8 protein-coding genes and 3 pseudogenes are annotated in these 12,355 nt (G+C 35.3%); 6 read left to right on the forward strand and 5 right to left on the reverse strand.

What is annotated here, in order from left to right; genetic code table 11:
- Positions 1–20 precede the first annotated feature (20 nt).
- Positions 21–1,706: a lysine--tRNA ligase gene (gene lysS / locus AABM58_RS07595; RefSeq protein ID WP_338406845.1), complete on the forward strand. Its 1,686-nt coding sequence runs from the start codon at positions 21–23 to the stop codon at positions 1,704–1,706.
- Between the two features lie 92 nt (positions 1,707–1,798).
- Here lysS and AABM58_RS07600 read toward each other — a convergent pair whose 3' ends face one another.
- The 5 genes and pseudogenes from AABM58_RS07600 to AABM58_RS07620 form a co-directional block, all read right to left on the reverse strand.
- Positions 1,799–5,374, reverse strand: a complete 3,576-nt coding sequence (locus tag AABM58_RS07600) for a hypothetical protein (protein WP_338406846.1) — start codon at positions 5,372–5,374, stop codon at positions 1,799–1,801.
- A 391-nt stretch (positions 5,375–5,765) separates the two neighbouring features.
- Positions 5,766–6,518, reverse strand: coding sequence for a hypothetical protein (locus AABM58_RS07605; RefSeq protein ID WP_338406847.1), 753 nt, complete (start codon positions 6,516–6,518; stop codon positions 5,766–5,768).
- A 9-nt stretch (positions 6,519–6,527) separates the two neighbouring features.
- A complete protein-coding gene (locus AABM58_RS07610; RefSeq protein ID WP_338406848.1) occupies positions 6,528–7,262 on the reverse strand; it encodes a DEAD/DEAH box helicase family protein in 735 nt (244 codons plus the stop codon).
- A gap of 109 nt (positions 7,263–7,371) precedes the next feature.
- Entirely contained in the window at positions 7,372–8,247 is an 876-nt protein-coding gene (locus AABM58_RS07615; RefSeq protein ID WP_338406849.1) for a hypothetical protein, read from the reverse strand.
- A gap of 1,245 nt (positions 8,248–9,492) precedes the next feature.
- A pseudogene (locus AABM58_RS07620) lies at positions 9,493–10,203 on the reverse strand (IS110 family transposase); the annotation flags it as partial.
- 73 nt (positions 10,204–10,276) lie between these two features.
- Between AABM58_RS07620 and AABM58_RS07625 the strand changes: the two are divergent.
- The 5 genes and pseudogenes from AABM58_RS07625 (at position 10,277) to AABM58_RS07645 (ending at position 12,282) form a co-directional block, all read left to right on the forward strand.
- Positions 10,277–11,103, forward strand: a pseudogene (locus tag AABM58_RS07625) (IS5 family transposase).
- An 18-nt stretch (positions 11,104–11,121) separates the two neighbouring features.
- A pseudogene (locus AABM58_RS07630) lies at positions 11,122–11,301 on the forward strand (phage major tail tube protein); the annotation flags it as partial.
- Positions 11,302–11,377: 76 nt separating this feature from the next.
- Positions 11,378–11,599: a hypothetical protein gene (locus AABM58_RS07635; protein WP_096617466.1), complete on the forward strand. Its 222-nt coding sequence runs from the start codon at positions 11,378–11,380 to the stop codon at positions 11,597–11,599.
- Positions 11,600–11,611: 12 nt separating this feature from the next.
- On the forward strand, positions 11,612–11,893 hold the full coding sequence (locus tag AABM58_RS07640; protein ID WP_338406920.1) for a type II toxin-antitoxin system RelE family toxin: 282 nt from the start codon (positions 11,612–11,614) through the stop codon (positions 11,891–11,893).
- A 134-nt stretch (positions 11,894–12,027) separates the two neighbouring features.
- Complete coding sequence (locus AABM58_RS07645) at positions 12,028–12,282, forward strand: phage tail assembly protein (RefSeq protein ID WP_155969105.1); 255 nt, start codon at positions 12,028–12,030, stop codon at positions 12,280–12,282.
- Positions 12,283–12,355: the final 73 nt, after the last annotated feature.

The raw sequence follows: 12,355 nt of genomic DNA on the forward strand, positions 1-12,355 counted from the left end.
TACATTATTTAATCCCGATAATGACAAGTTGGCCATTTCAAGAAGCAGAAAAAATATTGCAAGAGTTTCCTAATAAAAAAGAAATAATATTTGAAACTGGTTATGGACCCTCTGGTTTACCCCACATAGGAACCTTTGGAGAGGTTTTCCGCACTACAGTTATTGTAAATGCATTAAAAAAAATAGCTCCTGGTATAAAAACCAAAATCATTGCAGTTTCAGATGATATGGATGGTTTGCGAAAAATACCAGATAATGTGCCAAATCAAGAGATGCTAAGAGAGCACTTAAATAAACCATTGACTATGATACCTGATCCATTTGGCACTCATCAGAGTTATGGTCATCATATGAATTCATTGTTGTGTAAATTTCTTGATATGTTTGAATTTGAATACGAGTTCAGGAGTGCAACAGAGTGTTATAAATCTGGCGTTTACGATGAAAAACTTTTACTCTTACTGAAAAATTATGATAAAGTGATGGACGTAATGCTTCCATCATTTCGGGAAGAAAGACAGCAGACTTATAGTCCATTCTTGCCAATATGCCCAAAAACTTCTCAAGTTTTACAAGTTCCAGTAATTGAAACAAATACAGATAAAGGAACAATCACATATGAAGACCCAAACGGGGAAAAAATAGAAGTTCCGGTGACAAAAGGAAAATGTAAACTGCAGTGGAAACCTGATTGGGGAATGAGGTGGGCCGCATTTGGAGTAAATTACGAAGCTCACGGAAAAGATTTAACTCCATCTGCTGTGCTTTCAAGTCAAATATGTGAAATACTCGGAGAAAAGCCACCACTTCTGTTTTGCTACGAGCTTTTCCTTGATAAAGAAGGAAAGAAAATATCAAAATCAAAAGGAAATGGCATTTCAATTGAAGAGTGGTTAACTTACGCACCAACAGAGAGCTTAGCATTGTACATTTTTCAGAGCCCTAAAAAAGCTAAACGTTTATATTTTGATGTGATACCAAAATCAACTGATGAGTATCTAGAGTTTGTTAAGCGTTATAATGAAAATAAGGATAATGTGCTCGATACAGAATCTTCAGAATCATCTATTGTCATTCCAGAGTTCTCTTCTGTCATCCGAGTAGCGGACACTGGGATCCAGGAAGAAAAAATATGGATTCCAGTGTCAAGCACTGCTGACCGAGGTGCTAATTTTTCACTAGAACAACGATTAGACAATCCTGCATGGCATATCCACCAGGGCAATGTTCCCAACATAGAAACTTCAGGCATAAATTTCTCACTACTTTTAAACCTAGCAGCGGCTTGCAACGCCGAGAACAAAGAGATCCTATGGGGTTTTATATCCTCTTATGCACCGAACGTTACACCAGAAAATAATAAAATGCTTGATAGACTTTCAGACTTTGCAGTAAAGTATTACCACGATTTTATCAAACCAACAAAATCGTATAAAACTCCAAATGAAAAAGAGAGAGAAGCGTTACTAGATTTGAAGGACACTTTACATTCTCTATCTATAACTGCTACTGCTGAAGAAATTCAATCTCAGGTATTTTTTATTGGAAAAAAATATGATTACACCAACTTACGTGATTGGTTTCAGCTATTATATGAAACATTACTTGGCCAAAAAACCGGTCCAAGAATGGGATCCTTCATAAAGCTTTATGGAATAGATAATACGCTTTCTCTCATAGAAAGCGCTACTAAACGCATACTTTAGAAGGCCAGTTCATCAATCCAACTATTTGCCAATTCCACCCAATTTAACTTTTTCCTGAACTCCATCCAACTTTTCAGCATCTGGAGAAGCTATTAAGCTTGCAGGAAATGAACCTTGTGATGCTTTCTTATAATCTTCGATAATTTTTGAACATGGCAAGTATTAAGCGAAGTTTCCGGCAAATCACCAGGCTCCTGAGGTGGATAGTAATTACGACCATTTAATCCTGCTCTCAACATCTCCAAATATTCATAAATATATTTTTCTGCAACCTCTTTATGTACATCTTTACCTAATCTTGCAATTTCTTCTTTCGCTCTTCTAATACTACTATCGCCAAGAAACCCAAGTGCTTTGTTTAACGTACTATTTTGATCATTTCCATCATGAGCTTTGTAATCTGCCATAATAGCTAACCCTCTCATTATTACATTAAGCGTTGAAAACATAGTTGTTCCAGTGTTGCAGTGATTACCACGAATTCCTTTGCTTATAGGATTATGATTCTTTAGACGGTTAAATGCTTCTTCTGTAGTTTTGTTACTTGAGAAGAATTTTTCCGCAATATCTTGTAATACATTTTTTTTCTCATTATCAGTGTTATTGTTAGCGAAATTCTCCTTCAGAAGACCAATCGGATCAAGAGAACCAAACGTTAAAGGGCTTATAAGATCAAGATCCTTGCTAAGAGCATTAGCGTGATGATTGAGTTTTGTAAGTACAATTAACACACACAATTGTGCTGTATCCTTTAACACATTATCCATGTTGTCCCTTATAAAACCTTCATCTAAATTCTTATTTAACAAACTTTGATAAAATTCACAGATTCTTTCTGCACCGTCTTTTGAACCTTCGCCACTTTTGTCAAATATATCGAGTGCTATTTTGAGATTTCCTTCGTTAGCAAGTGGTGCCACGATATTAGTAAAGAGCTCTAAGAAAATAGGGGAGCTGAGATACTTCATCTTGAGATCAAGATTCCCTTCACCTTGAAACTTTGGCAAGAATTCAGTAAGTACTGCACCCAGCCACACAATACTTCTTACATCGTAATTCTTATTGATACTCTTAGATACTTTCAATCTTCTGCAAATATCAGTTAGTGTTGCATCATTGGATAACTCGGTTTTTTCACCTTCTAATTGATTTTTTTTCTCCTGCAATTCTTCTATCTTTTTCTTCTCATCTGCAAATTCATCAAAATACGTGAGCAAACTTTGAGCACCACCAAGATTGCACTGCAGCCCTTTATCGGCAAGATCTGTATTTTTGAGACCATCAATTTTATGATTTATTGTATTGTACAACTTCTCAAATTTAGTTCTACCTTCTTTAGTTCTACCTTCTTTTGTATCTTTCCCTTTCAGGCCCACTGAAGTTTTACCTTCCTCTTTCACATTCATGCAATCTAATAGCTGTTCAACTATTTTCTTGGCCTGTTCTTCTTGTTTCTCACTGTTGTTTGGATTGTGCAGATCATTAATTTGATTTATTATTTTTTTCTTATCATCATCATTCATCAACTTACAACTGTGCAAATCTATTGCTACCACCTCCATCTTTTTTGCGAATAATTCCAGATTATTCGCTAATGGCTCTTCTATGATTTTACATTTTAGAAGTACTAAGTTATCCTTAGTTTTAGCTAAATTAACAATCTTTTCTAATTCCCCCCTGAGAGATTCCATACAGCGTTCTAAGATTGCTACATCTCCACTATCATTGAGCTCATTAAACACTTTCACATCATTCTCATTTTTACGCAAACAACTTTGCACTTCTTTTAACTCTAATTTAATGTATCTAAGTTGTTCTTTTTCTACCTTCTTTTTGTACTCATCCGTTATTTCTTTTTGTTTCACATTACCTTTGATTTCCTTTATCTCTATAAATTGATGCATTTTATTATACTGCTTTTGAAGATTTGTCTTTTTTTTCTTAAAATCTTCCATTTCGCTCTTCTGTCTATTCTGTCTCTTCTGCAAAGCTGACTCTTCTTGTTTAATCTTCTCTTCTTCCCTGACAAGGCCAACTCTTTCTTTGAAAGTAAGCTTATCTTCTTTCTCTAAAACTATTTTCACTTGTGACTTGTCAAGGGTGAATCTCCAATACCACAAACGTAGCACCAGGGTACAAAATTTGATGATAATAACCTTTAAAAAATTCCCTTCTATCTTCAGTTTGTTACTAACCTTATCTTTTTCTCCTTGCTTACGTGCGATCTTACCTGAAGAGTTCTTATGTTTTTCGAACAGATCATCTATTTCTCTTTCAAGAATTTTAATTCCAAGCTCAATTTCACAATCTCCTACTACTATTCCTTTTTGATCAAGTTGTTTCTTCAAGGTAGAAGTTGCAGACTTTAAAACCTGATAAAAGCATTTATTTGCTTCGTCGCGCCCGTTGCTGTATCCACTGCGATTATAAATTTCCTGACGCACATTCAAAATGTGCTGGAAAGTCTCTCCAATCAGTCCATTGTATGCTTCTTCACCAATAAACTTAGGTTCTTGCTTTTCACATTTAGAGTTAACAAGTCCCTCAATCCCCTTAACCATTCTTTCAGCATACTTCTTCGTATCAATTTTATGCTTTACCTCCTTAAGAGAGTCAAAGGGATCACCCTTTATTAACTGATTCTCTACTGTACCAGGACTATTGATCTTTGCAGAATCAACATAAGATAATGATATAATAGGACCTTTCTTCCTACCTCCCCTACCCACGCACTGCTTCTTATTTTCTGCATTATCTTCCATCGTCTCTCTCATAAGAACGTTATGCAGTACTTGGTTATTATAACCTGATTTCCTTTCCCAATTGAAATAATACCCAACAAGACCCGCCTTTGATAATTTATCACCGGTGGATTCATTTATGCCTTTAGTCTCTACATCTTTTGATGATTTATCACCGGTGGATTCATCTTTACCTTTAGTCTCGTAGACAGATAACTCTTCACAAATTTCTCGTAATTCTCTTAATGGATACTTTTCTTTACTTCCAAACTCTGTTTTAATCTTCTTAAATGCATCAATCAGTTTTCCTCCCTCTTCTTTTACTTTTCCTTCTTGACCATTATATTTAGTTTGACAGGCAGTCATATTGTCTGCGGCTGTCTCTTCATTCTTCTCTAAACCTTCCAGCTTTCCTTCCTCTTCTCGTAACTCTTTCTTCATCTCATCGATTTTGTTTCGATCCGCGCTTTTTGCTTTTCCTATCCCATTTTTTAATTCTTCTATTCTTCTTTTACATGCGCTATGTTTTCCATTTGCTCGAGAAAACTTCTCCTTAGCTTGTTTCAGTTCTGTTCTATTATATTCATCTGCATCATCCTTTGCTTTTTTATACCCTGGGTACAGTGCGTTACACTCTTCTTCTATCCTTGCCAACGCTCCATCTGTTTCATAGTGCTCTTTTAGGTATCTGAAAAAAGCACCTCTATTTTCCTCAATAATTTTTAGAATATTTTCATCACTACTACCCCTAAGAGGCCTTAGAGTATTTTCGTATAGAGAATGAGCACCTGTAGAATCAGATGGAAACATGGAACCCAAATCAGGTGGCATCATTCTGTGAATTTCTTTGCTGAGATTATGATTATCTAGCAACTCATTTAGCCTTTCATCGGTGCTATCTTTTAATACTTCCCATACAGCTCCCATTGCTAATTTTATACCGTTTTGATATTCATCATTGCCAATATTTAGACCTTTAACATAGCCTTCTATCTTCTCGTGAGCTTCCTGATTGTTAAGCTCTTTGATCTTATCTTTAACCTTCTTTCTGAATGATTCTATATTTGAGAACCGTTGATTATCGAGCTCACTCAGCTTATCTTCTAATTTACCTTTCTTTAGTTCATCTTGTGTAATAGCTATGCACGATATGACATTGTTAATAATCCCGTGCTCAACAGCAAATGTACCACTATCAACAATGCTGCCTTTATAGTCAAAGTTTTTGAGAACTTTATCAATTACTTCTCCATTCTCTTGACCAAACTGACCTAAAAGTTTTTCCTTTACTTCACTGGTTGAATCATGTGACTTACTATTATAAAGAAATTCCCCTATCTCTGAACTTTTTTTTCTCTTTCCACAAGCACTTCTTCAACTGCTTTTGAGCTTGATCAGAATCCATGCACGCAAGGGTCATTCTATTGCGTACACTCTGCATATTCCATATGATGTACTTCCTTATCTTCTCCTCTATAGTAGAACTTTCGTCCTTCTTGGGATTATAATAATATTTATTATCTTCAGATTCAGATCTTTCCAATAATTCCTTATTATGATATTTTACATAATTACTAACAAAATTTCTATCTTCTACATTATTGCAAACTTCAACATCAATTCTCGCGCCAATACCCAATATAATTTTTTGCTGCAACGACTGACTTTCAATATGCGCTCTTCCCTCTTTTTTTTCCTCTTTTATATAGTCCTTCATCCAAACAGGAGGAGTTGCTGTTGTTATTACCAGGTTTATTTTTTTCCAATGTGCAAGCAATAGCAAAAGCTGGGTTGTTTTATAATATGCTTCCCCCTTGTCAACCATATCCTGCACTTCATCAAGCATTAAAAGTAACTTGCGGTCATTAAAAATACTTTCCTTATGTTTCTTGCCCCTAATCGTATAGTAATCTTCATAGATCTTGATATTTTCACCAATTGTTATTCTTTTATTTTTCAAATCTACCTTAAATTCCTTATCTTCCGCTCCTTCATCTTTCAGCAGCTTGGAAAATTTACTAAAATCTAATATTTCATTTGAGTTATTAAAGAAAGTCTCTAGACCCACCACATTGTGCTTTTATTCTTTGACGTAACCACCATTATGGTTAACACCACTTAGATTAGATACAGCTCCTTTTTGCTCTTCATATTCTTGCCCTACCAAATCAGCACGGGGAGTAACCGATACAACATCCATTCCACGTAATTTTGCTACAAGAGCAAACATGAGCTTTGTTATGGTTTTACCAGACCCTGTTGCTGTTGCAATTAATGCTAAATGCTTATCAAAACCACCTTCTAATGCACTTACTTGTGATTTATATGGTAACTTTTCATTATCTCCACCTATGGTGAATTCTTCTCCACCTTTACCAAACTTTGCTCCAAATTTATATTCTTCTTTGCCATCCACCTCCTTCCTGTGTGCAAACAACTGCACTTTCTTAAGTGTATTTGATAGTTTTTTGAATGCATCTAATTCTTCAATTCGTTTCTTATCTTGAATTTGAACTGGTTTAATTTTAATATCTGTAAATTTAATGTTGTATACATCTTTTTCACCAGATTCTATCTTAATTTTAGCATTTACTTCATCAGTATCAACTTTGACCTCACCCAGAGCTTGTATTTTTGCTTCAATCCCCTCTACAATCTTCTTAATAATGCTATTATCACTCACGCCATTTAGAAATTCGACAGAGTGTTTTATTTGCGTTGTATCCTTTGCTATCTTCTGCTCTACAGCTTCTACCTTTGTACCTTCTTTTAAGAACTCATTTGGTATTACCGTTGCCGCACTTATGCCAGTCATATTACCCCCAAATTAACACTATTTTAAAGCATTATACATAATATTATACGTCTTCACAACTAAAAATTCCTAGTTCTGCATGCCAGAGGATCGAAATACAGCAGGCAAACTAGGTGATGTAAGGTAAGCCTTCTAAAACTTTAAGCACTTCTGCTTCACTCAACGACTCACTTTGTTTATTTTTTTCTGAAGAATTGCCCACAGACAAAGAAGGCAAGATGTAAGGCAAGTCTTCTAAAGCTTTAAGCACTTCCGCTTCACTCAATGGCTCACTTGGTTCATTTTCTTTTGAAGAAGAAGTAATAAGCTTAGCAGTAAAAGTTCCCAATTTGTTAATTGCAGACAGGTTACCAATAAAAATTTCTATTGGGAACACTATCGCTCCTATTACTGTACTTGCTAAAGCTATCGACCACACCCCAAGCATTACATTAGGAAAAACAGCACTGACAGCAACGCCAAGACCAACTCCAACTGCTGTACCGATTACTGTCACAATGCCTAACTTTATGAAAAATGCTTTACTATTTTTAAAGATTTCACCGAAAACTCCATTTTCCTTATCAGGATTACGCAACAAAAGTACTGAAAGCAATATAAACAGCGCCGGATATATAAAACCAATCACTCCTCCCATAATCAAAGGCGACGAGCTAATAAAGTTCAACACAAAGCCAGCAACGTATCCTATTAAAATTATTCCACAAATAACAATAGGCGGAACAATTATCTTTTTGATTAAAGGTGATTTTACTTGCCTACTAATGATAATAGCTCCAATTAAGCCTAGCGTAATACAAGCAAGAGCCACTTTTAATCCTATTAAACTTAATACGAAATTAACAGGAATTCCTACAAGACTTAGTGCAAAACCAATAACCATCCCTATTAATTTTATTAAATTTAGCACAAGACTGACAATGCCTCCAATTATAGCACCAATTGCTCCAAGAGCTATAACCTTATCCCTAGTATCTTTTACCACACTGCTTTACTTAAATACTTGTCAACAATATGATATTATAACGTTATTACTTCAATTTGCAAAGTTATCTTAGCATTATAGTAGACTTCTTGCATAACCATATAAAAAAAACATTTTTTGGTAGCGCATAGCCGTAAGAAACGAAAAACTTCCTTGACAAGTTTCGCCAGCGCCCTTATCATGAAACTGAAGGTATTCAGTTATCTTCATCTGTGCAGATTAAACAGCAAGAAAACAACGTAGTTGGCGTCTTATTTTTAATTTTTTGCACTATGTGCACCTTATGTCTTCACAACATTTCTAGCTATATAAGCCGAAACGCGCTTACAAAGCGTTTAAGACAGTAGAGAACGCCAATTTGCAGGATTAGAGAGTGACAACTAGCTAACACGGGGTTTCTTTTGCCTTTTTTTCTGCTTAGTAAATTTCTTAAACATTTAAACTAAGGTGAGTTGCATTTAAAAGCAGCTAAATTGCAGTGTTTAAGACTTAAAAAACGCCAAATACTGAAAATAAACAATGACCAGGGTTTCTTTTGCCTTTTTTTTCGTTTGGTAAATTTCTTAATGTTTGTAGCTAAACGACAACCGTCATCCCGCTGCTTGTTAGCGGGATCTAGAGATACCGCGAATGAATCGCGGTATGACGTAGAAGGACGATATCATCCCAGTGCTTGACACTGGGATCCAGTTTTCCATATAATCTCATTGAAAACGTTGTAACCACTTTCTATGCTAGTTTGCTTGTGAGCAACCGGATTCCAGTGTCAAGCACTGGAATGACATCATAGGAGGCTTGGATGACACCTTAACGATTTAAAGAACCGTCATCCCGCAGTGGGATCTAGGCTAAAATATACCGCGAATGAATCGCGGTATGACGGTTAAGTAGGGTGTCATCCAAGTAGCCCTGACTACTTGGATCCAGGAAAATTGATTGTAACCGAGCAAACATTTTCGATAAAATTACCAAAAAGCTGGATTCCAGACTGGAATGACACCCTCCTGATGGGCCCAAATCACAATGTTCGTACAGATACTGTCTTTCATGTCAATAGTAATTTTAAAAAACTTTTTAAACCGAATTTAAATTCCATTGATTAGTGTAGCTGTGCTTTAAGTTTGTGCGGACGCACAGCTACACTAATTTAGGGAAGCTGACCTATTTGTTACATTTCTCAGTAAAAACTCTACTATCTCTGGTCAAAGAGTTAGAAAAGGTAAGCAACTTTCTCATGTCAATGAGTCACTTAACTAAACCACCATTGAATGGTTGATTGTTTTTAAGAATACCAAAAAATACATGCATTAGTTTTCTCATCAGCGCAACAATTATAACCATTGGGCATTTTCCTTTACTTTCTAAACGTTGGCAAAACTTTTGAAAGTGAGAATTATGATTCTTGGCTACTATAGCTGGCATATAAAGAGCTTTGCGAATACGCTCAGATCCTATTTTACATATTCGACTTTTTTTACTTACGGATGATCCTGATCGATAATGCTGTGGATTTAAACCAGCAAAGGCTGTGAATTGCCTAGCATGATCAAAATTATCAACTGATGGCATTTCCGCAACAACAGCTATAGCAGTAAGATGTCCTACACCTTTTACAGTCTTGATATTTTCTATCATATTTTTTAGGTGTGGATGGTTATCTATATGCCTATTAATTTCTCTCTCTAGCGCAGCAATTTGTGTTTCTATTGTAGCAATTACTTCAAGTATGGCTTGTTTACAACTGGAATACATGTTTTTGTTTTCTAAGCGATTCGTTTGTTGCAACTTGTCATCTTTGAGCGTTTGCAAACAACGATAAAGTTCTCTTAAACACCTAACTTCAAGAGGAGCAGGTTTCCAAAGATTAGGTTTATTAGCAATACAAAACCTAGCAATCATGGCAGCGTCTGACTTATCTGTTTTGTTTCTCAGTAGCTCACTTTTGCCAAAAGCTTTCTGGGTTTGCCACACTTACATTAGACTTCTTTCAAAATTGTTAGAGGGAGTGTAAGATGAAGTATTTGAAAGCATGAAATATAAGGAAATAGAAAAGTTAGAAGGAGAAAAGTTTCGACGTTTAACAGGGGTAAAAAAAGCAACATTTGAGCGAATGGTAGAAATTCTAGAAGTGGAGGATAAAAGAAAAAAAGCTAGAAGTGGAAGAAAAAGTAAACTTTGCATAGAAGACAGGCTACTTATGGCACTGGAATATATAAGAGAATATCGTACATATTTTCATATTGGGCAAAGCTATGGCATGAGTGAAAGTAACAGTTTTAAAATAATAAGATAGGTAGAAGACATATTAATAAAACATCCAGATTTTGCATTACCAGGAAAAAAAGAGCTATTAAAGAGTGATGTAGAATATGAAGTTTTAGTAATAGACGGAACTGAAACGCCAGTAGAGAGACCAAAAAAAAGCAAAAGCCCTTCTACTCTGGAAAGAAAAAAAGGCATACTATAAAAACACAAATAGTAACAGAGAAGAAGAGTAAAAAAGTCATATGCACATCTTTCTCGAATGGTAGAAAACACGATTTTCGGATGTTTAGAGAATCAAAGGTAGCAATATTACCGGACACCAAAATCTTAGCTGATGCCGGCTACAGGGGAATGCAGAAGATACACAAAAATGTTGTATTACCGCACAGGAAAATGAAAAAGAATCCGTTAAGCAAAGAACAAAAAAAAGAGAACAGGGCACTTATGAGCCAAAGGGCAATTGTTGAAAACGTAATTGGCTTATTGAAAAGGTTTAAAATCATCTCGGACAGGTATAGAAACCGACGAAAACGTTTTGGTTTAAGGTTTAATTTGATTGCTGCAATTCACAATTTTGAGCTCCATACATGAATTTTGAAAGAAGTCTAATTTGATTTTGGCAGTTGGAAACCGGCTGAAAAAGCAACGCTGAAGTGTACCGTAGCTGCGCATTATTACAAACTTACTATCGGTGCTAGAGAGCTTATCGAAATCGATGCTGAGAATATGATTCGCAAGATTAATGGTGTTGATCAAATGGCCTTGCTACAAACGATTTTAGGAATCTGATGTAGTTTACATATTTTTTTATTGAAAAATTCAGAGAAATGTTGTATAATTATCGTGGTATATTTTGGTAAAACATATGGCAGATTCAAGAATTAGTATAACTTTTGATCCAAAAATTTCACATAATCTTATTAAATTAGCTGAAATCACCAAAGAATCCGTTCAAGAACTAGCAAAAAGGTTAGTTGTAGAAGGAATCGAGTGTGAGATAGATGAGATTGCAGTTGCTGACATTGTTAAGGAATGTACTGCTCCAGGTGCAGAAACAATCGATTATGAGGACTTCAAACGGGGGTAGAGTATCTACAAAATTGAGCTTTCAAAGAGGTACATTAAAGACTTTCCAGCTTTACCGGAAGAAATAAAATCTAACATTGAAGAAGCTATAGAAAAGGAGCTTAAGATTAACCCCAACAAAGCTGGTAAACCTTTACGTGGTAAATTACTAGGGTTTAGAAGGTTAAGTTTCGATAAATATCGTCTTATCTATCATGTGAATACTTCAAAACGCAAAGTACTTATCATCACAATAGGACATAGAGATAACATTTACAAGCAGACAGGATTGTTAAATCTACGATCAAAACTTTAAATATATTTTTTATTGAAAAAACTTAGAAAAAGGGACTTCAATAAAACACAAAGCTATAGACCATAATCATAATAAAAAAATTAGTTATGTAAAAGCCACGAAGACTTTTATTTAATTAACTTTTAGGGGGAAACATGACAACAGTAAAACTTGATAATCCAATAACAGTTGATGGTATTTCTGTTTCAGAATTACCTATGCGTGAGCCTACAGTGGGAGATCTGCTGGCTATTGAATGTGTAGAAGGTGAAGCCAGAAAAGAAGTAGCTTTAGCTGCTAACCTGACATCTATGCCAAGGGAGGTAATAGAGAAATTACTTATCAAAGACTACGTAAAAATACAAAAGGTACTCAGGGATTTTTTGTCGCCTTTAGAACAGAGGACTTAAGATTCAATGTTTTAAAGCTTAGTTCAATAACAGGAAGTGGAATTGAGCAGATTATTAATATGGGTATAAAAGA

The sequence above is a fragment of the Wolbachia endosymbiont (group A) of Longitarsus flavicornis genome (genome assembly GCF_963931955.1).
In the GTDB taxonomy this organism is placed as follows: domain Bacteria; phylum Pseudomonadota; class Alphaproteobacteria; order Rickettsiales; family Anaplasmataceae; genus Wolbachia.